Origin of the sequence: Streptomyces filipinensis (genome assembly GCF_014649495.1) — a bacterium.
GTDB lineage: Bacteria > Actinomycetota > Actinomycetes > Streptomycetales > Streptomycetaceae > Streptomyces > Streptomyces filipinensis.
In genome coordinates this window covers 72,282-93,812 of record NZ_BMTD01000006.1, presented here as the reverse complement: position 1 = coordinate 93,812, position 21,531 = coordinate 72,282, and the positions used below count along the sequence as shown (strand labels likewise).

At 71.5% G+C, this 21,531-nt stretch carries 27 protein-coding genes; 5 read left to right on the top strand and 22 right to left on the bottom strand.

Annotated elements, in window-relative coordinates:
• Positions 1 to 9 precede the first annotated feature (9 nt).
• Positions 10 to 1,428 carry a GH39 family glycosyl hydrolase gene (locus tag IE244_RS15845; protein ID WP_191874176.1) on the bottom strand — a complete coding sequence of 473 codons (1,419 nt, stop codon included), beginning with the start codon at positions 1,426 to 1,428 and terminating at the stop codon, positions 10 to 12.
• A 222-nt stretch (positions 1,429 to 1,650) separates the two neighbouring features.
• Here IE244_RS15845 and IE244_RS15840 point away from each other — a divergent pair, with 222 nt between their 5' ends.
• Together IE244_RS15840 and IE244_RS15835 are read left to right on the top strand one after the other, a co-directional pair.
• Entirely contained in the window at positions 1,651 to 2,745 is a 1,095-nt protein-coding gene (locus IE244_RS15840; protein WP_191874175.1) for a DUF5925 domain-containing protein, read from the top strand.
• Between the two features lie 15 nt (positions 2,746 to 2,760).
• Complete coding sequence (locus IE244_RS15835; protein ID WP_191874174.1) at positions 2,761 to 3,534, top strand: DUF72 domain-containing protein; 774 nt, start codon at positions 2,761 to 2,763, stop codon at positions 3,532 to 3,534.
• Positions 3,535 to 3,819: 285 nt separating this feature from the next.
• On the opposite strand, the gene IE244_RS15830 is transcribed toward IE244_RS15835, so the two are convergent.
• Positions 3,820 to 4,188 carry a GntR family transcriptional regulator gene (locus tag IE244_RS15830; protein WP_191874173.1) on the bottom strand — a complete coding sequence of 123 codons (369 nt, stop codon included), beginning with the start codon at positions 4,186 to 4,188 and terminating at the stop codon, positions 3,820 to 3,822.
• A 71-nt stretch (positions 4,189 to 4,259) separates the two neighbouring features.
• On the opposite strand from IE244_RS15830, the gene IE244_RS15825 reads away from it, so the two are divergent.
• Both IE244_RS15825 and IE244_RS15820 read left to right on the top strand, forming a co-directional pair.
• Positions 4,260 to 5,189: a GNAT family N-acetyltransferase gene (locus IE244_RS15825; RefSeq protein WP_191874172.1), complete on the top strand. Its 930-nt coding sequence runs from the start codon at positions 4,260 to 4,262 to the stop codon at positions 5,187 to 5,189.
• Positions 5,170 to 5,670, top strand: coding sequence for a ribonuclease FAU-1 family protein (locus IE244_RS15820; protein WP_191874171.1), 501 nt, complete (start codon positions 5,170 to 5,172; stop codon positions 5,668 to 5,670). Before IE244_RS15825 ends, IE244_RS15820 begins: the two co-directional genes overlap by 20 nt.
• Positions 5,671 to 5,695: 25 nt before the next feature.
• Here the strand turns inward: IE244_RS15820 and IE244_RS15815 are convergent, their stop codons facing one another.
• A complete protein-coding gene (locus IE244_RS15815) occupies positions 5,696 to 6,328 on the bottom strand; it encodes a class I SAM-dependent methyltransferase (protein WP_191874170.1) in 633 nt (210 codons plus the stop codon).
• A 111-nt stretch (positions 6,329 to 6,439) separates the two neighbouring features.
• Between IE244_RS15815 and IE244_RS42790 the strand changes: the two genes are divergently transcribed.
• On the top strand, positions 6,440 to 6,574 hold the full coding sequence (locus tag IE244_RS42790; protein WP_268252894.1) for a hypothetical protein: 135 nt from the start codon (positions 6,440 to 6,442) through the stop codon (positions 6,572 to 6,574).
• Between the two features lie 14 nt (positions 6,575 to 6,588).
• Here IE244_RS42790 and IE244_RS15810 read toward each other — a convergent pair whose 3' ends face one another.
• The 19 genes from IE244_RS15810 to IE244_RS15720 all read right to left on the bottom strand — a co-directional run bounded on the left by IE244_RS15810 (position 6,589) and on the right by IE244_RS15720 (position 21,398).
• The gene (locus IE244_RS15810; protein WP_191874169.1) at positions 6,589 to 7,047 is read right to left on the bottom strand and encodes a GNAT family N-acetyltransferase; all 459 of its coding nucleotides are present in this window, start codon (positions 7,045 to 7,047) and stop codon (positions 6,589 to 6,591) included.
• Positions 7,044 to 8,330: a cytochrome P450 family protein gene (locus IE244_RS15805; protein ID WP_191874168.1), complete on the bottom strand. Its 1,287-nt coding sequence runs from the start codon at positions 8,328 to 8,330 to the stop codon at positions 7,044 to 7,046. The genes IE244_RS15810 and IE244_RS15805 overlap by 4 nt, the downstream gene beginning before the upstream one ends.
• 217 nt (positions 8,331 to 8,547) lie before the next feature.
• The gene (locus IE244_RS15800; protein WP_191874167.1) at positions 8,548 to 9,744 is read right to left on the bottom strand and encodes a site-specific integrase; all 1,197 of its coding nucleotides are present in this window, start codon (positions 9,742 to 9,744) and stop codon (positions 8,548 to 8,550) included.
• 63 nt (positions 9,745 to 9,807) lie between these two features.
• Entirely contained in the window at positions 9,808 to 10,023 is a 216-nt protein-coding gene (locus IE244_RS15795) for an excisionase family DNA-binding protein (RefSeq protein WP_191874166.1), read from the bottom strand.
• A 168-nt stretch (positions 10,024 to 10,191) separates the two neighbouring features.
• The gene (locus IE244_RS15790; RefSeq protein WP_191874165.1) at positions 10,192 to 11,448 is read right to left on the bottom strand and encodes a DUF3631 domain-containing protein; all 1,257 of its coding nucleotides are present in this window, start codon (positions 11,446 to 11,448) and stop codon (positions 10,192 to 10,194) included.
• Entirely contained in the window at positions 11,445 to 11,861 is a 417-nt protein-coding gene (locus tag IE244_RS42020) for a hypothetical protein (protein ID WP_229854145.1), read from the bottom strand. Before IE244_RS42020 ends, IE244_RS15790 begins: the two co-directional genes overlap by 4 nt.
• A complete protein-coding gene (locus IE244_RS15780; protein WP_191874164.1) occupies positions 11,858 to 12,769 on the bottom strand; it encodes a bifunctional DNA primase/polymerase in 912 nt (303 codons plus the stop codon). The genes IE244_RS42020 and IE244_RS15780 overlap by 4 nt, the downstream gene beginning before the upstream one ends.
• Positions 12,770 to 12,855: 86 nt before the next feature.
• Positions 12,856 to 14,277: a DNA cytosine methyltransferase gene (locus IE244_RS15775; RefSeq protein ID WP_191874163.1), complete on the bottom strand. Its 1,422-nt coding sequence runs from the start codon at positions 14,275 to 14,277 to the stop codon at positions 12,856 to 12,858.
• Positions 14,278 to 14,359: 82 nt separating this feature from the next.
• Positions 14,360 to 14,827: a single-stranded DNA-binding protein gene (gene ssb / locus IE244_RS15770; RefSeq protein ID WP_191874162.1), complete on the bottom strand. Its 468-nt coding sequence runs from the start codon at positions 14,825 to 14,827 to the stop codon at positions 14,360 to 14,362.
• Between the two features lie 4 nt (positions 14,828 to 14,831).
• On the bottom strand, positions 14,832 to 15,002 hold the full coding sequence (locus IE244_RS15765; protein ID WP_191874161.1) for a hypothetical protein: 171 nt from the start codon (positions 15,000 to 15,002) through the stop codon (positions 14,832 to 14,834).
• A 15-nt stretch (positions 15,003 to 15,017) separates the two neighbouring features.
• Positions 15,018 to 15,473: a hypothetical protein gene (locus IE244_RS15760; RefSeq protein WP_191874160.1), complete on the bottom strand. Its 456-nt coding sequence runs from the start codon at positions 15,471 to 15,473 to the stop codon at positions 15,018 to 15,020.
• A gap of 171 nt (positions 15,474 to 15,644) precedes the next feature.
• Positions 15,645 to 17,693, bottom strand: a complete 2,049-nt coding sequence (traB, locus tag IE244_RS15755; protein WP_191874159.1) for a plasmid transfer protein TraB — start codon at positions 17,691 to 17,693, stop codon at positions 15,645 to 15,647.
• Between the two features lie 16 nt (positions 17,694 to 17,709).
• On the bottom strand, positions 17,710 to 18,249 hold the full coding sequence (gene traA / locus IE244_RS15750) for a plasmid transfer protein TraA (protein WP_191874158.1): 540 nt from the start codon (positions 18,247 to 18,249) through the stop codon (positions 17,710 to 17,712).
• Between the two features lie 18 nt (positions 18,250 to 18,267).
• Positions 18,268 to 18,768: a hypothetical protein gene (locus IE244_RS15745; RefSeq protein WP_191874157.1), complete on the bottom strand. Its 501-nt coding sequence runs from the start codon at positions 18,766 to 18,768 to the stop codon at positions 18,268 to 18,270.
• A gap of 15 nt (positions 18,769 to 18,783) precedes the next feature.
• Complete coding sequence (locus IE244_RS15740) at positions 18,784 to 19,095, bottom strand: hypothetical protein (RefSeq protein ID WP_191874156.1); 312 nt, start codon at positions 19,093 to 19,095, stop codon at positions 18,784 to 18,786.
• A 200-nt stretch (positions 19,096 to 19,295) separates the two neighbouring features.
• Entirely contained in the window at positions 19,296 to 20,360 is a 1,065-nt protein-coding gene (locus IE244_RS15735; protein WP_191874155.1) for a hypothetical protein, read from the bottom strand.
• Between the two features lie 44 nt (positions 20,361 to 20,404).
• Entirely contained in the window at positions 20,405 to 20,782 is a 378-nt protein-coding gene (locus IE244_RS15730; protein ID WP_191874154.1) for an RRQRL motif-containing zinc-binding protein, read from the bottom strand.
• Positions 20,782 to 21,111, bottom strand: coding sequence for a hypothetical protein (locus IE244_RS15725; RefSeq protein ID WP_191874153.1), 330 nt, complete (start codon positions 21,109 to 21,111; stop codon positions 20,782 to 20,784). The genes IE244_RS15730 and IE244_RS15725 overlap by 1 nt, the downstream gene beginning before the upstream one ends.
• Positions 21,108 to 21,398: a hypothetical protein gene (locus tag IE244_RS15720; protein WP_191874152.1), complete on the bottom strand. Its 291-nt coding sequence runs from the start codon at positions 21,396 to 21,398 to the stop codon at positions 21,108 to 21,110. Before IE244_RS15720 ends, IE244_RS15725 begins: the two co-directional genes overlap by 4 nt.
• Positions 21,399 to 21,531 lie beyond the last annotated feature (133 nt).

Here is a 21,531-nt window from a genome sequence, read left to right as displayed (position 1 = left end):
CCCGGCCGTTCAGCGGTCGAGCCACCTCACCTCGTACGGCCCCATGTCGAACCGCTTGCCGTCGACCTGGGCGCTGATCGTCCGGTTCAGCGTGTTGACCACCAGGGCCGTGCTGCCGCTCGCGAGGACGCGGACGTTGGGCAGGTCGTCCGGGGCCACGGACACGTTCTCGTACCGCGTCCCCGGCGGGAACGCCTTCGCGAACCGGGACACCAGGCCGTACATGGGCAGGACCCGGCCGCCGCCGGCGCGGTCGGTGGGGGTCCACAGACAGCCGGCGCAGCCTGTGCCCGTCTTGTCCTCCGGGTTCCAGTAGAAGCCGGAGTCGGCGCCGCCCTTGACCATGGCGATCATGCCGGTGGCCTGGACGGCGACGCGGTGCGGCTCGGTCCAGCCCTTGCGGTCGTCGTTGCCGTCGCCGGGCTCGACGTAGTACTCGGCCCACCACAGCGGCAGGTCGTGGGTCTGCCGCCGCACCCACGCGCCGACCGCCGTGAGCTTGTCGGTGGCCGCGAACGCGTCGGGGAGCAGCTCGTCGTCGCGGGTGTAGCTGGAGCCGTCGACCACGGTGAAGTCGGCGCCCGCCCTGTGGGCGTTCCAGTACGAGAAGGCGTCGAGCACCCGCTGGTCCATGGCGCCCCAGGGCCCCTTCAGCGCGGTGGAGGCGTTCGTGTCCCGTGGGTCGACGCTGTCCATCACCAGATAGGGGCCGCCGACCATGATGTCCTTGTCGACCTTCTTCAGCGCCTGGTACACGAGGTTGTACAGCCTGGTGTACCCCTCGTAGTCCCAGCGGCCCCTGGCGTCGTTCCAGAAGCCCTTGAACTCGTTCCAGACGATGAAGTGCCTCACGTCCGGGTAGCGCCGGGCGACGGTGGCGGCGAGGTCGGCGAAGTCCTGGTAGTGGTCGGGGGTGGGCGCCTTCTCCAGGGAGGGCCGGCTCCAGTCCGTGTGGTCGACCCCGGCCCTGCCGCCCTTCATCCAGTCCGGGGAGCAGCACAGGGTGATCACCGGGGTGCCCCCGGAGGCCCGCATGAAGTCGACACGGCGGTCCAGCGCGCCGAAGTCGTAGTGCCCCCGGACCGGTTCGGGGTTGTCGGCGCCCCAGCCCATGATGTGCTGGTTCTGCGCCAGCCCGGCGTTCCGCCCGAGCAGCTGCCGCACGCTCGCGGTGGCGGCCGTGGCGCCCTCGTCGGCGCTGTACTGGGTGTGGGTGAAGCCCCAGCCGACGTACGGCTCGGGTTTCGCGTCGGGCGTGGCGGGGGTGCCGTGCACCTTGTCGCCGTCGCGTATGGTGCCGGCCGTGCTGGGCCCGCCGGACAGCGTGCTGAAGAGGGTCACCACCAGGGCCAGCGCGGCCGCGCCGACACCGAGGAGAGCGGTGAGCCGCCACCGCCGAGCATCCGAATTCCACCCATGGCGTGCCATCAAGGACAACAGTAACGGCGGAACGGGCGGCTCGGGCGGGACTTGGGAACACAGGGGGCGCCGCTCCCGTGGGAGCGCCGCGGCGGGGGCGCGGGGCAGTGTCGTGGTGCGGCTCCGCCGCGTGGGCGCGACCGGCCGCGGACGGCCCGCGCATCAGAACCCGGCCCTGCCACCCCAGTGAAATGCCGTGCGCACAGCACATCCGTGCCGGATCATGGCGGCATGTCTGCGAACCCACACGACGCTCTGCCGATCCGGCTCCACGTCGACGACTCCGACTCGCCGTCCGACGTCGTCGACGCGCTGTTCCTCGGCCGCTTCGCGACGGGCGAGCAGCCGTACTCGCACGCGGCCAACATCGACCGGGTCCGCTCCGGCGCGACCCTGGTGCCCGACGGCGCCCGCGTGCTGCGGGTCGCCCGCGACGACGACCGCAGCGCCACCCTCGCCGAGGGCGACGGCTGGACGCTGCTGGTCTCCCGCTGGAACCGCGGCGCGGACGTCACGGTGACCGCGACCAGCGCCGAACTGGCCAAGCGGGTCCTGGACCAGGCCACGGACGGCGCCGCCGACGAGCCGGAACCCCAGCCCGAGAACGTGACGATGGGCTTCTGGTACGTCTCCCCCAGGCGCGGCCCGCACCGCACCACCCGCCAGATCTCCGCGGGCACCTGGGACGAGATCCGGCCCAACTACACGGCTCCGGTGGCGGACGCGATGGACCGCCTGATGAAGACGACCCCGGAGGACATCGCCGGCCGGCTGCTCCTGCTGCACGGCCCGCCCGGCACCGGCAAGACCTCCGCCCTGCGGACGCTGGCCCGCTCCTGGCGCGACTGGTGCCAGGTGGACTGTGTCCTGGACCCGGAGCGGCTCTTCTCCGACGTGGGCTATCTGATGGACATCGCGATCGGCGAGGAGGACAGCGCGGGCAAGGGCCGCTGGCGCCTGCTGCTCCTGGAGGACTGCGACGAGCTGATCCGCGGCGAGGCCAAGCACACGGCGGGCCAGGCCCTGTCCCGGCTGCTGAACCTCACCGACGGCCTGCTCGGCCAGGGCCGTAACGTGCTGGTCGGTGTCACCACCAACGAGGATCTGGAGCGCCTGCACCCGGCCGTGGTCCGCCCGGGCCGCTGCCTGGCCCGCATCGAGGTCGGTCCGCTGACCCGCCGGGAGGCGGTGAACTGGCTGGGCACCGAGGAGGGCGTCGGCCGGGAGGGAGCGACGCTCGCCGAGCTGTACGCGCTGCGCCGGGGCACGGCACCGACCTCGGTGCCGGGGGCCCGGGACGGCGCGGACGCGGGGCTGTACCTGTAGTGCTTTGATGGTGCTGTGACCTTGTTCGTCGGCACCTCCGGGTGGCAGTACAAGGACTGGCGGGACCTCGTCTATCCGGCCGGGGTCCCGGCGCGGCTGTGGCTGGAGGAGTACACGCGGCTGTTCGCCACGGTGGAGATCAACAACGCGTTCTACCGGCTTCCGTCCCGGGAGAACTTCGAGGCCTGGCGGGAACGGGTCCCCGCGGACTTCGTCGTCGCGGTCAAGGCCAGCCGCTACCTCACCCACATCAAGCGTCTGAAGGAGCCCGCGGAGCCGGTCCACCGCCTGATGAGCCACGCGGCGGGCCTCGGCGACCGGCTGGGCCCGGTCCTGCTCCAGCTCCCCCCGACCCTGCGCGCCGACCCGTCCCTGCTGGACACCTGCCTGGCCTGCTTCCAGCCCGGTACGAGGGTCGCGGTCGAACCCCGCCACGACTCCTGGTGGACACCCGAGGTGCGCGAGGTGCTGTCGGCCCGGGGCGCGGCGCTGTGCTGGGCGGATGTGCTGGCCCGCCCGGTCACCCCGCTGTGGCGCACCACCGGCTGGGGGTACGTCCGCTTCCACCAGGGCCGCGCCCACCCCTGGCCCCGCTACGGCCGCCGCTCCCTGGAGACCTGGCTGGACCGCATCGCGACGACCTGGCCGGACGGGGAGGACGTGTACGCGTACTTCAACAACGATCCGGGGGGCGCGGCGGTCCGGGACGCGGTGACCTTCGGACGGGCTGCGGGGAGGGCGGGTCTGACGGTGACACGCACACCGGAGCCTGCGACCCTCCCACACTGACGCCTCACGGGGCCGGACCGCGACTCCCCGGCCGCCATGACGGTGACTCCCGGGGCCCAGCTCTCGCTCCTCGGCCACAGCCGTGACGTCCCGGCCGCAGAGGTGACTCCTCGGTCGGCAACGGCGCCGGCTCCCCGGCCACGGCGGTGGCTCGCGGCCTCCTCGTGACTCCCCGGCCGCAGCCGCGACTCCTCGACCGCCGGCCGACTCCCTGTCCGCCGCAACCGCGCTCAGCCGCGACGGCGCTGTCCGGCGGCGCCGAACTCTCCTCAGCCGGGCACCAGGTCACTCCCCATACGCCGCCCGCAGGGCATCCCGCACGGCGGCCAACGCCTCCTCCTCGGTGAGCCCGAGCCTGCGCACCCGCTCGGCGTACGCCTGCGCGGCCGAGGACGCCTCGCGCACCGCGGCCGAGCCGGCGGCGGCCACGAACGTGCCGTTGCGCCCCCGCGTCTCGATCACCCCGTCGTTCTCCAGCGCCCGGTACGCCTTGGCCACGGTGTTCACGGCGAGGCCCAGGGACTCGGCCAGCCCCCGCACGGTCGGCAGCCGGTACCCCACCGGCAGCGCACCGGACCTGGCCTGCTCGGAAATCTGCGCCCGCACCTGCTCGTACGGGGGCGCACTGTCTTCGATGCGGATCTTCAGGCTCACGGGGCGATTGTCCCGCACCGGGCGGAAAATGAGAGGCAACCCCGGTCCGCCTCCGCCTACCGTGCCTGCTCATGACAGTGATCGTGCGCGACCTGCGCCCCGATGTGCCGGCTGACACCGAGGGTTTCGCCCGGGTCCGCCATCTGGCCCTTCCCTACATCCTGTTCACCCCGGACTCGATCCGCCACAACGCCCTCCACCTGCCGCCCGAGGCGCGGTACCGTCCGCTGATCGCGGAAGAGGACGGCGAGGTGATCGGCACGGCTCAGGTCCATCTGGCCCACGACAGCACCGAGCCGGGACAGGGCCTGCTGAACATCTACGTCCGGCCGGACCGGACCGGTCGCGGCGCCGGCCGGCTCCTGCTGCGGGCCGCCGAGGAGCACCTGACCGCCCAGGGAGCGACCCGGCTGCTCAGCTGGGTCCTCGACGAGCCGGCCAACCGCGCCTTCGCCGAGAGCCACGGCTACCACAGCAGCCGGTCCGCCCACTTCCTGCGCCTCGACCTGGCGGACTCCGCCCTGCCTCCCGTTCCCGGGACCCCGCCGGGCATCGAGCTGCGGACGGCCGCGGACTTCGCGGACGATCCGCGCCCGCTGTTCGAGCTGGACGCGGAGACGATGCGGGACGAACCGGGTGACCTCGACTACGAGTACAGCGACTACGAGGCCTGGATCGAGCAGCACTGGAAGCATCCGCTGCTGAACCACCACCTGACGGTGGCCGCGTGCGCCGAGGGCCGTCCCGTCGCCTTCAGCGTGGCCTACACCGACGGCGGCACCCGCTACACCACCGCGATGACCGGCACCGCCCGGTCCCATCGCGGGCGCGGCCTGGCCAAGCTCGCCAAGATCCACTCCCTGTACCGGGCCCGGGCGGCCGGCATCACCGAGGCCTTCACGGGCAACGACGCCGGGAACGAGCCGATGATCGCGATCAACAGATGGCTCGGCTACGAGATCTGCGCGACGGAGGTGCGCTATGCCCGCGATCTCGTCTGAACCGACGATCTGGTGGGAGGTCGTGCTGGTCAAGGCAGGCCGGACGAAGATCCGTTATCCGGCCGCGCTGGTCCAGGACGACGGCACCCGCATCACCGTACGCGCGCCCTGGGCGGGCTCCGGTGTCCGCGACTTCGGCTTCGTCCGCTTCGAACCCGGGGACGTCTTCACCGAGTACTACTGGCGCGACCGCTGGTACGCGGTGAAGGAGGTCCGCGCCGCGGACGGCACCCTGAAGGGCTGGTACTGCGACATCACCCGTCCGGCGGTCCGCGGCGACGGTGAACTGGTCGTCGAGGACCTCGACCTGGACCTGTGGCGCTCCGCCGACGGCTCGGACGTACGGCGTCTGGACGAGGACGAGTTCGCCGAGAGCGGGCTCACGCGGACGGACCCGGAGGCCGCGTCCGCCGCCGTGGCCGCCCTCGGCGAGCTGGAGACACTGGCCCGCACCGGCGGTTTCGAGGCGCTGCTGGCCTGACCCCCTCAGCCGCCGCCGGCCGCGCTCACACCGTCGCCACCACGGCGTACCGCTCGTCGTCCACGTCCCTCCCCCACAGCAGAGGGTCGTCGGACAGTCGCTCCACGCGTACGTCGGGGCTCAGCGGTGCGAGCAGCGCGGCGAGCCGGCCGGCGGGTATGCCGACGGGGTGGACGGTGCCCCAGACGCCCTCCACCAGCACGAAACGGCCTCCTGGCCGCAGCAGGGCCCGCCAGTGCCGCAGCACCCGGTCGGGCCCCGGCAACGTCCAGAGCACATGCCGTACGAGGATCACGTCGAAGCGCTGCTCCCCCACCGGCGGAGCCCCCGCCTCCCCGTGCAGGACCACCGCGTCGCGCCCGGCGAGCTTGGCGCGGGCCCGCTCGACCATCGCCGGGGACGCGTCGACGCCCGTCACCCGGTGTCCCTGTTCGGCCGCGAGGAGCGACAGGCTGCCGGTGCCGCAGCCGAGGTCGAGGACGTCGGCGGGGCGCTCGGGCAGCCAGGAGCGAAGCCGGTCCGCCCAGGCCGCGCGCACCCCGGGGTCGCGCAGGCCGTGGTCCGGCTCCTCGTCGAAGGCGGCCGCTTCGGCGTCCCAGTCCAGATCGCGGAGTTCAGGGGCGCCCACCGCACCTGTTCGGGCAGTCTCGTTCGTCATGCCGCAAGAGTGACACCCGCCACTGACAACCCGGCTCCGATGAGGAACGCTCCCCAGGAGCGTCTACCTTCGCGACAACGCGGAACTCGGTAGGCACTGAAGGAGGCAGCCATGCGCCGCGTGACCGTGCAGAAGCCCCTGAAGAGGACGGACAGCCGCCGGATCCCCGACGAGGCGGAGGAGCGCCCCACGAGGCGCCCCGAAGTGCGCAGGGACATCGCCCGCACCTGGTGGCCCGACGGTTGACCCGCCGGGACCCGTCAGTCCAGCCGCTTGCGGTAGTGAATCCGGTCGTACGGTCCGTCGACACGGCGTTCCACGACCTCGTATCCGTACTTCGGATAGATCTTCTGGTTCTCCCACATCAACGCGTTCGTGTAGAGCCTGATCTCGCCGAGCCCGAGCTCACGCGCGCGGGCGTCGACGAAGTGCAGCAGCCGCCGCCCGACGCCCGTGCCGTGGGCGTCGGGCCGGACGGCGATGCTGTCCAGGAAGAGATATCCGGCGAACGCCTCGATCACCACGAGCCCTTGGACGGGCTCGCCGGTGACGAACACCTTCCCGGCGGCCACGTTGGCGGCATGGTCCGCCTCCATGGGCTGCGGCACCACGCCGATGCGCTCGATGTAGGGCTGATAGGCCGCGTCCGTCACCGCGCCGACGGCCGCCACATCACCACCGACGGCCGCCCGCACGCGCTCCGGGTCGTTCTCGCTCATGGACGCACGTTACCTGTCCGAGCGCGGTCTGAGCCGGGTCGGTGCGGGCGCCCCGGGCGGACCGGGAGCGCTTCGACGCTGTTGCCGATGAAGCTGCGCTGGCGGGGCAGTTCGGCCTCGGGGACGGCGAGGTCGAGGTCCGGGAAGCGGGTGAAGAGCCGTTCCAGGGCGATCGTGGCCTCAAGGCGGGCGAGCGGGGCGCCCACGCAGTAGTGCGCGCCCTGTCCGAAGGAGAGGTGCCGGGCCGCGCCGGGCCGGGTGACGTCGAAGCGGTCGGCGTCCGGGCCGTGGAAGGCCTCGTCGCGCCCGGCGGCGGTGTAGCCGGCGAGGACCGGGGTGCCCTGCGGGATCACGGTGCCGCCGAGGGCCAGGTCGCGGGTGGGGTAGCGGAAGGGGAACCAGCTGACCGGGCCGTCCCAGCGCAGCGTCTCGTCCACCACGTCCGACCAGCTGGCCTCGCCCTCCAGGACCAGCGCCAGCTGGTCGCGGTGGGTGCACAGGGCCCGTACGGCATTGCTGATCAGGTTGAGGGTGGTCTCGTGCCCGGCGACCAGCATCAGGCGCATGGTGCCGATGAGTTCGGCCTCGCTGAGCCGGTCACCGCCGTCCTCGCGGGCGGCTATCAGGGCGCTGGTCAGGTCGTCGCCGGGGGCGGCCCGGCGGGCGGCCGCGATCGTGCCGAGCAGCTCGACGAGCTCGTGCACGGCGGCCATCACCTCCGCCGGGGTGGTGTCGGTGGCGATGACCACCGTGTAGGTGAGGTCGTGCAGCCGGGCGCGGTGCTCGGGGTCCACGCCGAGCAGCTCGCAGATGACGCTCATCGGGAGCGGGAGCGCGAAGTGGGTGCGCAGGTCCGCGACGCCGTGCGGGTCCTCGGCGGCGGCCCGGCCGAGGTCGTCGAGGAGGCCGGCTGTCAGCTCCTCGACGCGCGGCCGCAGCCGCTCCACCTGGCGGGCGGTGAAGGCGTTGCCGACGAGGGAGCGCAACCGGCGGTGGTCGGCGCCGTCGGCGGTGTGCATGCCCTGGGCGTTGGCGAAGACCCGCAGCGGCCAGTCGGCGGGGATCGTGCCGTCGTTCAGGGCCGGGCAGTGGCGGGCGTCCTTGGCCACCTCGGGGTGGGAGAGGAACTCCTTGAGCGCGTCGTGCCCCAGGACGACCGCCGCGGGCACCCCGCCGGGCAGGACGATGTCCGCAACGGGCCCCCGCCCCCGCAGGTCGGCGTTCAGAGCGTGCGGGCAGCCGCCGGCGGGGTCGACGACGTGAGCGGGGGTGTGCGTGGACAAGCCGGGACTCCTGACCGTATGGACGAATACCGGCCAACAGTGCGACGCCAAAGGCCGGTTACACAAGTCCGTCCTGCCTGAGCTGCCGGTTAGTCCGGCCTTAACGGCACCGTAAGAGCCCAAAGGCCCCGTAGAGCAGCGTTTCCGCAGTTCAGAGGCGGGGCCTTGGGGGCTCCTCTAGCCTTGGGGAGCCAAACAGGGAGCCACGGCTGCGAAATCAGGGGCCGTCTGGGCAGTCGTCCTCGACCGCCTCCTCATTGTCCCCAAAGATGTCGTCCATGGCCTCTGCTCCCTCGGAGATGACCGGGCGCAGTTGCTTGCGATAGACCCTCTCGGTCGTTCCACTGCCGTTGTGCCCAACGAGACGCGAGATGACTTCGATCGGGATCCCGTGGTCCGACAGCACGGACACAAAGCTTGTCCGCAGCTCGCGCGGAGTCCACTCCTTCGGGTTCGCGAAGCCGGCCTCCTTGAGCAGGGTCCTGAAGTTCCGGCGTACGTTCAGGGCACTGCGGAGTTCACCCGTCTCCGTCGGGAAGACGAGTCGTTCATCGGTCCACTCCCTGCCGGCTGCGACGCACGCAGCCTGCTCGCGGCGCTTGTGAGCCCTCATGACGACGACGGTCTGCTGCGGCATGGCCAGCGAGCGTCTGCTCTTTCGGGTCTTCGTCTCACCATGCCGGCGTACCGAACGCCACACGTCCACGTGCGGCTTTTCCTTTCCTGACCGTGACAGGTGAACGTGCGACCAGGTCAGGGGCCGTGCTTCCTCCGGCCGGACACCTACAAGTAGGGACAGAACTACGTAGGCGTGAATCCAGGTTCCTTCCTTCGCACGGAGAACAGCAGCAGCCTGCTTCAAAGAAAGCGACTTACTCGGCCGCCCCGATCGCCCCTCCGGTACCTCGACCAGGTCAGCGACGTTACGGACAGCCCTGCCTCTCCTCTGAGCATGGCTGATCGAGCGTCGTAGGACCGAGTGCACCATCTTCAGAGACTGCGTTGCGAGAACCTCGGCCTCAGCCTCCAACCACGCATCCAGGTCGTCAGCTTCAAGGTCCCGCAGCTTGCCTTTCCCGAGCTGCGGGATGATGTGGTTGTCAGCAAGGCTCCTGTACGTGTCGACGCTGGTCGCTTCCCTCCCCTTGAGTCCTTGGGCAAGCCAATCGCTCACAGCTTGAGCAACGGTGTAGTTGGCGGGCGTCTTGACGCCCGCAGCCAGCTCCTTCTTCAGCTCGCGGAGTTTCTGGCGAACTTCAGCCTTCGTCTTGCCTGACACCTTCGGCCGATTGCGCTTGCCAGCCGGGGTGTAGCCGAGAGACACGGCGCCGATGTACCTGTTCTTGGACTTGTCCCAGTAGATCGAGTCGTCGCCATGCCCGGCCCTGGTACGCCGCTCGGGCGCCTCAGTCATTGTCTTCCCTCCCAAAAGGAGCAGGGCCGCGCTCGGAGGCGCGGCCCTTCGTTGCGGCTGCGGTCAAGCGGAGGCCTCGGCCTCACGCTTGAGAAGTTCGACGTATTCGTCGATCCACTCGGTGGGCACCAGACGCCGGCGGCCACAACGGACGGTGCGAAGGCGCCCGAGGCGGATCGCGTCATAGGTCGCGGTACGACCGATCCCGATGAGCGCGGCCGCAGCTTCCACGCTGTGAAGACGGCGCTGTACCGAAGAGGCGGTAGCAGCCGTATCCATGGGTTCCTCCCTCATAGGTCGCTCGCTGCGTAGCCCTTCTGGAAATCCGCAACATCCGCCACGCCGCAACATTGCTGGTCAACGGCTTGAATTTGTGGCGGATGGCGGTTGTGTTGCGGATAGGTGCCGCCGCGTGGTGGCGCGGCGGCACCGTGGGAGCCGGGGGCGTCAGCCGACGGCGCGCAGCGGGCGTGTGTCGGCTTCCGCAGACGTGTGGCGGCTTTCGTCGGGGTCTTCCGCCACGGATTCACCCCCGTTGACCTGCGGTGTTGCGGCTGTTGCGGATGTTGCGGACTTCTCGGGGGGTGGGGGGCAGTAGCGGGCCCAGGCGTCGGTCAGATCCTCGGCGTAGTAGCCCTTGGGGGTTCCGCTGCCGACCCGGATGCCGCGGGGGCGGATGGGGGTGTTGTCGGGGCGGACGTACTGGCTGAGCAGCTTGGACAGGCCGCGGGCGGTGAGGGGTTTGCCGTCGTCGTTCAGGTCGGCCCAGGGGGCGTCATCGAGCCGGTGGAGGACTTCGAGGATGGCGGCGGTGGGCATGCGGTCGGCGCCGCAGAACACCTTGTCGCGCAGGTCGGTCAGCAGGCGGACCCCGAGGGAGGCTTCGTCGCCGTCCTGGGCGGCCTTGATGAGTTCGACGCAGGCGGCGCGGGCGCGCTCGGGCCAGTGGCCGCCGGCCGCGTCGGCGACGGCGAGCAGGGGTTCCCACACGTCGGCAGGCCGGTCGGAAACTCCGTCGGGCATCTCGGGCCAGGCTTCGGCTACCTGGTCGTGCACGGTGGCGGCCCACTCGGCGAGCCGGTCACGCAGGGCGTGGCCCTGCTTCTCGTGGACGCGCCGGCGGTACGGTTCGGCCTTCTCGTTGGGGGCCTTCTTGCGCATCCGGATGATGACCGAGCGAGTCAGGATCGTGTCCGGCAGGGAGCCGAGTCCGGCCATGGCGACGGCGCAGAACGAGGAGAACCACTCGGTGGACTGGTTCGAGCCGTCCCCGACGCAGCGCAGGGACTTCGCGCCGCGCCGGTAGCCGGAGTTCAGGAACCCGCGGACCTCTTCGTTGCCCCCGGCCTTGGGCCCGAACACGGTGTCGATCTCATCGAAGAGCAGCGTCGGGGTTCCACCGTCGGCCTCCACCAGCCGGAACAGGGCGTTGGCGGACGCGTTGACTGTAGTGACCGCACGCGGGGTGAGCGTCTCCACGATCTCCAGCGCGCGGGACTTGCCCGACCCCGGCTCGGGCGAGAGGAACGCGAGGCGGGCAGTGCCGTCGAAGGCGTCGATCAGGTGCGCGTGCGCGTCCCACAGCGTCACGGCCACGTACGCGGCCTCGGTGGGGAAGATGTTGAAGCGGCGGTGGAACGCTTCGACCTCATCGAGCAGGGCGGCGCCGTCGATGAACGGGGCGGACCCGTTGGTGTTGGTCATGCGGCGTTCCTCCTTTCGGTGTGCGTGACAGGCGTGCCGGTGCAGAAGTGCTTGTGAGCGGCGTAGTCGGTCACCAGGGCGGCCACGTCGTCCCGGCCGCGGGCCGTGCCGGTCTGGCCGCAGGGGCAGGCGTAGGCGGCCGTGGGGGTGTCGCCGTAGCGCTTGGACCAGCGCGCGCCGTCGTAGTGGTGGCGATAGAAGGGCGGGGCGTAGATGCGGATCCCCGGCCGGTCCGGCGTCGGATCCTCGCCGTCGGGGCGGGCGTGGCCGGTCGGGTGCGGGCCAGAACGAAGAGCTGAAAGGACGGCCTGTCGGCCGTCGCTCTTCGTGCCACGGCCTCCGTCGGCGCCGTGACCAGCCGGGCGCAAGCGCTCGGACGTGGGTGCGGTGGGCTTTTCAGGGCGGGGGGTCATGCGGCGTCCCTGGGCCGGCAGGTGCGAATCGACCAGTCCAGGGCGCTGCGGATGGTGGCCCGGCACTCGCCCGGTGCGAGTCCGGCCGCCTCGCCGGCCGCCTGAAAAGCCTCCTCCACCACGTCCCGCGGGATCTCGCCCCATGCGACGAACCGACCCAGGGCGCGGGCGCCCTCCAGCAGCCGGTTGTTCCGGCCGCCCTGTCCGGTGCCCCGGACGGCAGCGGTCTCGCGTTCCAGGGCGACCGTGGCTCGGCGGGTGGCCGCCCCGGGAACGATGAGCGGCGCGACGGTCACGGGGGCGGGGGCGGGGCGCTGTAGCTCCCGCATCAGCCACGTGGGCAGTTCCGTCACCGGGCACCGGTTGATGGCCTCGTAGACGCCCTGGGGGGTGATGCTGCCCGCCGCGACGACGTTGCCGCCCCATGCGCGGGTGTCGACGTACGGGGCGAGGGTGCGGGCGCTGTTGTGCAGCTGGGTGCCGGGCCCCACCGTGAAGTACAGGTGCATGCCGCCGCTGGGCGTCCGCACCGTGTAGGTGGTCGGCCATGGCTGTCCGGCGCGCTCGCAGAGCGCCGAAAAGGATGTCGCGCCGCAAGGCGCGTCCGAACTGTTCTTCCCGTTCTGCTTGGGGACGTCCAGGTCGATGACGACCAGGCCGGACGGGCCGGTGGCGATGCCGACGTTGTAGGGGCCCGTCGTCCAGGCGGCGCGGATGCGGTCGGGGTCGGTGGTGGCGCGCTGCTCCCACTTCACGTGGCCGCCGGCGCACGGGCCGCTATGCGGGCAGGCGTGCTCGCCGTGCAGCGCGGGGGCCTTGCCGCCGGGGCGGAGCGGGTGGACGTGCCAGCCGCGAGCGGCGGCGGCCAGAGCGGCGGAGAGCAGCGCCGCTGGGGTGGGTTGGTGCATGCTGGTGGTTCTCCTGTTCTGTGGTCAGGACAAGGGAGCCGGGGCGGCCACGGACTTTGGCGAGACGGTGGCTGCCCCGGGCGCTTCTACTGGCCGTGCGCGAGGGGGAGTTCCTCGCCGGTGATGGCTTCGGTGACCATGGCGACCAGGTCGCGTGCGGCGGGTGGGGTGACGGCGTTGCCGAGCATGAGCACGCGGGTGCGCTTGTCGCTGGCGAGCAGCTTGTAGCCGTCGGGGAAGGCCATCGCGGCGGCGTACTCGTGCGGCTCCAGCATTCGGAACCGGCACTCCTCCACCGTGCTGACGGTCCCGCCGTACAGGGCGCCGTGCCGGTCGACGGTGGTCACGGTGGGCAGCGGCCAGCTGGCCGGGCGGGCGGCTGAGTTGCTGTAGTACGGCACCACCAGGTCGGGAGCGGTGACGATGCCGTGGTGGTTGCCACCAGCGGTCACCGTCGCCAGCGGCTGGGTGATGGCGCGGTGCGAGGAGCCGCCACCGCGCAGTTCCACCATGTACGGCGGCAGGGCGAGCCCGGTTTCGTTCCGGGTCGTGACTGTCCGCAGTGGAGCCGAGACGGGTGCGGCGCGCTTGCCGTCGCGGCCCTCCACCGGCACGGCGACCGGTTCGGCGAACGCGGTGAACCCGGCCCGGATGCGGCGCAACGTGTCCGCGGCCAGGGGTCGTTTGCGCTCACCGATGCTCTGCGCGGGAAGGTTCCAGTCGATGACCTCCGCAGCCGGGCGCACGGCCGGCTCCACCACCTGGTTACGGCACTCCACCCGCGGGCAGCGCCACACGTACTGGGCACGCTTGCCGTACCGGCCCCAACGCCGGTCCGGCCTCTTGAAGCCCTGAATGGGCCGGATACGGCCGTGGACGGGGCAGTCGGCCTGCGGGCGGGTCCACTTGTCGAAGTCGGGGATGCGCTCGCCCTTGCGCCACAGCACCACATACATCCGGTCCCTCGACTGCGGGGCGGGCGGACCGTAGGCGGCGGCATGCATGGAGTTCATCCACACGATGCGGTGCTCGTATCCCCAGGCGTGCAGGGCGGACAGCCACGCGGAGAACGCCGCGCCGGGCGCCTGCTCGGGGCCCCACCAGTAGGCGTCCACCACGTTCTCCACGATGATCGCCCGGTAGCGGTGGACCTCGGCGAAGCGCGGCACGTCGTGCATCGTCGCCCGCGAACGTATCGCCGCTTCGTCAGCGCCGGAAGCGGCGAACAGGCCATCGGTGTGCTCGCCGTGGCCCCGGCGCCGCCCCTTGGCGATGGAGTGGTTGGTGCACTCCGGAGACGCCCACAGGATGTCCGTCGTCGGGTAGCGGCGCGGGTCGACCTGTGAGACGTCCGCGCAGTCGTGGTCGGTGTCGGGGTGGTTGGCCTGGTGAGTGTCGACCGCGTGGCGGGCGTGGTTGGCAGCCATCCGCACCCGCACGCCAGGCACGGCGACGGCGCCGGTGGAGGATCCGCCGGCGCCGCAGAACAGATCGGTCAGGGTCAGCACGTAGCAGCTCCTGTTGTGTGGTCAGGACAAGGGAGCCGGGGCGGCCACGGACTTTGGCGAGCGATGGCCGCCCCGGGCATCTCTAGAACGGCGGTTCGATGCCCTCCGCCCCGCTGGCCCCGCCGGTGGCGGGGGCGTTGGTCGCGACCCACGGGTCGTCACCGGCTTGGCCCTTCTGGGCGGGCCGCTTGCCGTTGATGGTCACGGTGGTGAAGCGGACGGACGCGCCGATGTCGTCGACCTCGACGGCGAGCATCGAGCGTTTCTCGCCGGTGTCGGTGGCCCAGTCGTGCTGTCGCATCCGGCCCATGGCCACCACGCGGGATCCCTTGCCCAGGGACTCTGCGACGTGTTCGGCGAGGGTGCGCCAGGCAGCGCAGCGGTAGAACGCGGTGGTGCCGTCCTTCCACTGGTTCGACGCGCGGTCGAAGCTGCGAGGGGTGACGGCGATGGTGAACTTCGCGAGCGCGGCACCGCCCTCGGTGAACTTCAGTTCCGGGTCGTCGGTCAGGTTGCCGACGAGGGTGATCGGGGTCTCTCCGAACGACATGTGATCACTCGCTTTCGGGTGTCGTGGGCTGGTGGTCGGCGGTGAAGTACAGGCGCACCCGCTTGCCGTCGCGGGTGGGGCACTGGCGTGTCGGGCCGGTGACGAACGCGGCGGCCAGGGTGTGGCCGATGCAGGCGGTGTCGGCTCGGTCGCAGATGACGCGGATCTCGAACACGGCGCTCCTCTCGGGTCAGCCGTGGAAGTGGTTGCGCTTGATGACGGCCTTGCGGATGTTGACCGTGGTCCCGCCGCGGTCGTGGTGGCCGGTGGCGCCGAAGATCTGCACGGCGATCCATCCGCCGAAGATGACGGCGGCCAGGATGATGAGCTGGGTGATGAAAGCGGTCAGGGCGGCGATGAACGAGGTGAGCAGGAACAGGCCGCCGCACACCGCGGCAAACCCGATGCCCCCGAGCGCGATGTTCACCGCTGTTCGCGAGACGGCCGGCCGCGTGTCGACCGGCGCCGGGGCGGGCGCGGAGGTGAGGGTGTAGCCGGTGACGACGCGGCCGTCCGGCAGGACGACGCTCTGCACGGCCGGCGGTGGGCCCGGCAGCACCGGTACGAAGGGCGCGGTGGGTGGGTGCACGGTGACCGGCTGGGGGTGGTGGATCTCGACGGCCGCGGGCCGCTCGGGGTGGCTCACGGGGACTCCCTTCGGGACGGCCGCGGGCCCGCGTCACCAGGGGTGAACGCGGGCCCGCGAGAGGGTGTTACGAGCAGGTGTTAGGCCGCGTCACCGGCCGCTGTTAGGGCGGGTAACACGCGTGCCTGCCTAGGGGTTTGGGTGTTAGGCGGGCGTAACGCGTTACGGGCGTCAGGCGGCCGTGAGGGCGGGGACGATGCGCCACCGGCCGGTGGTGTTCGTCGCCTCCAACCGGCCCTCCTGCGCCGCCTCCTTCAGCCGCAGGGACACCCAGGAGCGGGACAGGTTGTGCCGGTCGCACCAGTCGGTGAAGTCCTTCGGGCCCACGATCATCCGGCCCTCGCTCTCGAACTCCGCCAGCGCGTCCGCGAACAGGCGCCGGGCCTCCTCCGGCGACGGCTTGCGTCCCGTCTCCTGACCGAAGATCGGGGCATCATCGCCCTCCTCCGGCGCGGGGAGGGCGGCCTCCGGCTCGATGCCCTGGTCTTCCGGGTCGACCAGCAAGCCGCCCTGCTCCATGTCGTCCTCCTCCTGCTCGACGGCCCGCAGGGCGGTCGGCTGCTCGGTGCCGGACGCGGCCCGGCCGGTGTAGGCGCGTCCGGCGACGCTGGAGGCGGCGCCAGCGGTGACGGGGTCGGCCTTGGCGCCGTTGCGCTGTGCCCAGGTAGCGAGCAGTTCCATGACCGGCACCGCCCGGTGCGTGAAGCGCCGGGTACGGCCCGGCGAGGGATAGCGGTCCTCCGGGATGCCGGGCGAGACGACGTAGCAGTAGCCCGGACGCCGGTTGCCCCACGCCCCGGGGTGGGCGCCCGCGGCCAGGACCTCGTCCGGCAGCGAGAACCCCTCGTCGCGTGCGTCGCAGCCCAGCGCGATCACCGACGGCAGAGAGGCGCGGGTGGAGGTGGACATCTGGTCGTACGACGGCCGCTGTAGCGACACGATCAGCGAGATACCGGCGGAACGGGCTTCCTGCGCGATGCCAGTGAACGCGTCGTCGCCCAGCGCGCGCAGGGTGTTGGCGGCCTCCTCGAACCAGGCCACCAGGAACGGCATCCCCTCACAACCGCACGGCCGCCCGTCCGGGCGGCAGGTGTGCTCAGGGCTGTTCTGTGCCTGCGCCGCCTCCGGCACCCACTGCCGGTAGCCGTGGGCACCCAGCCAGCGCGTACGCGCCGGGATCGCGGCCTCGACGGCCGCAACCATGACTTCGGTCGGGGTGCCGCCCTCGACGCCCCAGTCCAGCCCGGGGCGCAGGGCAGCGAAGTCCTGGAACGCCTTCGGGTCGGAGAACCACACAATCACGTCCCGGCGGGACAGGATCTCTGTCAGCAGGTTCAGGGCCGTGTCGCCCTTGCCGGACCCGGTACCGCCTGCCACCAGGACGTGGGTGGAGTTACGGCCCGCCTCCGGGTCGCCCGGAAGCCAGATCACCAGCAGGGCGCCGTCGTCGTACCGGCCGATGACGAGCGGCCCAGCGATCGAACCGCCCAGGTTCGACGGCCCTTCCCATTCGACGACTTCCGCCAGCATATCTTCGGGCACGATGACCAGTTCCCCGCGCCGTGCGGAGCCCGGGTCCGGGGTGTAGCGGACGGCGGACTTCGGCAGGTCCAGGGCGGATGCGATGTTGCCCAGTGCCTTGGTCATGTCGTCGTTGGTCTGGGTGCCGGCTTCCAGCGCGACCGGTGCCGTGACGCGGTTCGGCTCCACCTTGGCGTTGCCGATCTGCGCCCTGGCCAGCCCCACCTTCTCCAGCAGCCCCTTGTCGGAGCTCTCGCCGGACGCGTCGGGGGTGTGCCGCAGGACCAGGCGCACGTTCCAGGACAGGGCCAGGGCGGGCCCGCCCATCAGGTACAGGTCCCCGACCGGATTCGCGGTGGGGCCCGCCAGGCAGGCAGCAGTCAGCCAGGCGGAGCCCGCGGCCACGGTGATGGCTGAGTGCAGGCGCCGCTGCTGGCTGGTGTTCTTGCCGATCAGCCAGGTGGCACCTGTCAGCACCACCGACCCAAGGGTGAGGCCCACGGCCGCCGGTGCGCTGTCGGCCCACCGCAGGTGACCCAGCACCCCGGCCAGGCCGGTCCCGACCCAGCCGAGCCACGGCGGGATGTGCGGCTTGGCCCGGTGCAGCAGGTACTTGCCCACCCCGCCGGCGTCCGAGCCGCCCCGGAGCTGAAGTTCCAGCAGCTCAGCGAGCTGATGCTGTGCGTCGCGCTCAGCCATCGAATGATCCCCCTTCTTACTGCTGAGCCCAGTTCATGACCGGTTGCTGCGGCCGGCGGGCGCGGTGGCGGACGCGGTTGATCTCTTCCTCGTACTGCTGCTGGAAGGTCGAGTAGCAGGCCGCGGCGTTCTTCGCGGCATCCCGCAGCGCGTCGGCGGACTTCTGCATCTTGCGGGCCACCTTCGCGGCGCGGGCCCGGGAGCCGAACGGGCGCCCCTCGGGGTCCGGGACCGCAGCGAGCACGCCCTTCATGATCTCCGCACCCATGGCCACCTCGATGGACAGCGTCACGGCCGCCGCGCGCAGGCTGTTGCAGTAGTTCCGCACCTGCGCGGGAGAGGTGAACTCCGGGGCCGGGAGCAGCGCTTCCGCGCTGCTACGGCCGTTGGCGCCGGAGCCGTTGGCGACGGCGGCCACGCCGTTGTTGGTCTTGTTGGCGTTGACGTTGATGGTGAAGCCGGGCGCGAACGTCGCGCCGAAGTTCTTGCTGTTCATCGCGCGCTTGGCCTGCGAGCCGTTGGCTCCGGCGGTGGGAGCGGCGTGGGAGGTTGCCATCAGACAGGTCCCTTCGGGTCAGCGGGAGCGCCGGACGATGAGCCACGCGGTCTGAGCGACCAGCCAGGCCAGGAGCCAGATCAGGGGCAGCGGTCCCGCGAGCGGCCCGAACCCGGCGGCCAGCGCCAGCCAGGCGAACCCGGCCGTGGCGAGCAGGGCCAGACCCGCCCGCCAGACGACCGCGGCCGTGCGCGCCGGGCGGCGGATCTGGACGAAGCCGAGCCACAGCACGGGAGCGACGGCCAGGGGCGCGATCAGCAGACCGGACCACCAGGCGAGCGCGTGCAGGATCCAGGCCAGCGGCCAGGCCAGCACGGCCAGGAAGGTGGGAGCGAGCGCCCCGCGGAAGCGCCACAGCACCCATCCCAGGAACCCGAGCGCTTCGCGGGTCAAGGAAGGCTGCTCCGGAACGACGACCACGAACGGCTGAGCACGCCGGCGCCCGCGCTGACGCGGGATGTGGATCGTGTGGACACCCGCGGCCGTCTTCACGCCGCGGGTGCGGGTACGGCTGGACACAGTGACGTCTCCTTGTCAGACGGTGCGGTGAGGGTGGTTGCCGGCGATCTCCTGCCAGCGGCGGTTCTCCGCGGCGTCCACGCCGGTCAGCCAAACCTGGAAGTCGCAGCCGGGACGGGAGCAGCGGTGCGTGGTCGACGACAGCGCGTCGACCAGTCGGAACAGCAGGCTCATGAGGCTGGTCTGAAGAGAGAAGGCACAGGCCAGCAGGAGCACGAGGGGAACGCCGTAGGCGTCCAGGCGTACCCCGATCACCACGGCTACCGCGGTAACGGCGGTGAAGCCGAGCAGGATCAGGCCGTGACGGGTGACGGATGTGCGGTTCACCAGGAAGTCCCCTTCAGAGGATGGAAGTTCAGACCGTGTGCTGAGGCTCACCGGGTCTGCTCACCGGGTCTGCGAGGGTGCCGCTCGCCGGGGCTCACCGGGTCTGCTTCACTGGTGCGGTCGACTGCTTCTGGCAGTCGCAATGAGGGCCAGCCCAATTGCCGTGGGCTGGCCCTCATTGATGGTGCCGGACTGTCGGTTCAGGCTTCCGATTCCTCGTGGGACATCAGCGAGCCCCACGCCTTACGCACCCGCTGCTCACCGCCGACGAACCCGCCCTCACGGAACGCGGTCACGGCCTGGCGGTAGGACAGCGGCGGGTCGTCGCTGTAGCGCAGGTGCCTAAGGACGACGATCAGTTGTTCATCCGTCAGCGGTTCCCCGGGCTGCGGGGTCGCAACGCCGGCCACAGCTGCGATCTCCTCCAGCGTCACGGGGGGTGTGACGGGAGGCGTCACGGGCGTAACGGCCCCGGCCGGGACCGTCTCGAACTCGGCGGTGACCTGCGTGTCTTCCTCCGTCACGGCAGGCGTGACGCCCGTGACGCCCTCATCGCTCGCAGCCTCGACGGCGGCCGGTTCGGGAGCGGCCGTCACGCCCGTGCCGGGGGCCGTGACGGGCAGGGCGAACATGCCCACGAGCGCGGCATCGGCGCCGGCCGTCATCCGCTCGCGCTGCACGTGGACCAGGTGCGCCCCGAGCAGAGCGTCACCCGCGCCGACCTTCTTCGCGAGCTTCCATGACTTCAGCTCCGAGTCCTTGCGCGCGCCCTCGTCGGGGTGGTTCGCGGCGCGGGCCCGGTGGTAGGCGAGCCGCTGCATGACGGCGGCGTTGCGGCGCTGCGCTTCGGTGTCCACTCCGGTGCGGTAGACCACGATCCGGCGGGCCAGCAGGCCCATGCCCTCCGCGGCCACGCACATGGCCATCGGGGTGAACGCGAACACCACCGACTCCGTTCCCGTCGGCGCGACTGCCGCGCCGGTCAGGGAGGCCACCGCCGGCAGCGTCCACAGACCGAATCGCACGGCCGCCGGGGAGGACTGGCCCAGCATGGTCAGGCCCACCAGGGTCAGCGCCAGGACCAGCGTGGCGCCCTCTCCCGCGGCGACCACACCGAGCGCGGTGGCGGAGCGGTGGAAAACGGATGTGATGTTGCTGTAGGTGCCCCACGCGCCCAGGCCGCCGAAGCCAACCATGGGCAGCGCCGTGGCGCCCAGTACGAGTGTCTGGCCCCAGCTTAGGGACTTCTCCGGGGGATGCTTCACTGCTCTGTCTCCTTGTCGGGTGGATGACCGCCTGACCGGGCCGGTCAGGCGGCGCGCTGGTCGTCGGGGTAGGCGCAGGGGACGCACACCCCGAGGGATGCGGGGATGACGTAGCCAGCGTCCGTGCGGCACTGCGGGCAGGTCCGGCGGGCGCGCATCGCGCTCTCCAGTGCCCGGCGCTTCGCGTCCGTCATCGGTCGGACCGGCTTGGCCTGGTCGAGCCGGTAGAGGTAGGCGACCAGCGGCCCTCGCCGGTGACGGAGGCGGAGGACCTGCGCGGCGACCGGCTGACCGCCCGGGCGCAGGCCATAGGCCCGTAACTGCCGCCTGGTGAGCAGCCCGTCCGGCGCACAGCGCCACGGGTAGGTGGGAATGCCGTGCCGGGCGCCGCTCGGGTCGAAGCACTCGGCCAGCGCCGCCATCAGGCCGCCGCTCCGACCAGCGCTGGGGCGGGCACGTCGGCGTAGGCGACCAGCTTCACCATGGCGCCCGTGTACTGGCCGAAGGCGAGCAGGACGCGCGTGCGGCCTTCGCTTTGCGCGCTGTGCGTCACGGCGTCCGGGGCGATGCCCAGCGCGTCGCGCCACGCCTCGAAGTCGGCCAGGTCGCCGTGGAACGACAGCTCCAGCCGGTCCGGCCAGATGGTGCTCACCCCGACGGTCGGGGCGGCGAGGTGACCGAAGTCCGCAGCGAGCAGGCGCAGCGCCCGCAGCGGCACGGCCAGGTCGTCCAGCGTCAGGCCCTCGTTCATGCCGCGACCCCCTTGCGCGGCACGCGGCGGGAGGGGCGGACCAGCGGGACCACGTTGAACAGGTCCGGGTGGTCCTCGACGACCCGCGCGGCCAGGCGAATCAGGTCGTCGGACAGGTCGCTGAACTGGGGATCGGAGAGGATGTCGCGCGCCGCGTCCAGACGGGCCGCACGCTCCTCCTCGCTCTCGCCGTCGACCCCGAGCCACAGCTCAACCGGGGTGCCCAGCGCCAGCTCCGCGAAATCCGCGCCGGTGACGGCCTCATGACCAGCAACGATGCACTTCATGGGATGGACTCCAGTGAGACGGGAACGGCCCGAACAACAGCGGCTCCGGTGTGCCAGCACCGGAGCCGCGAGCCGTTGAAGCGGGTAAGTCCGGCTCCCCGCGCCTCGCCCGTACGACCGACGCGCCAAGCGC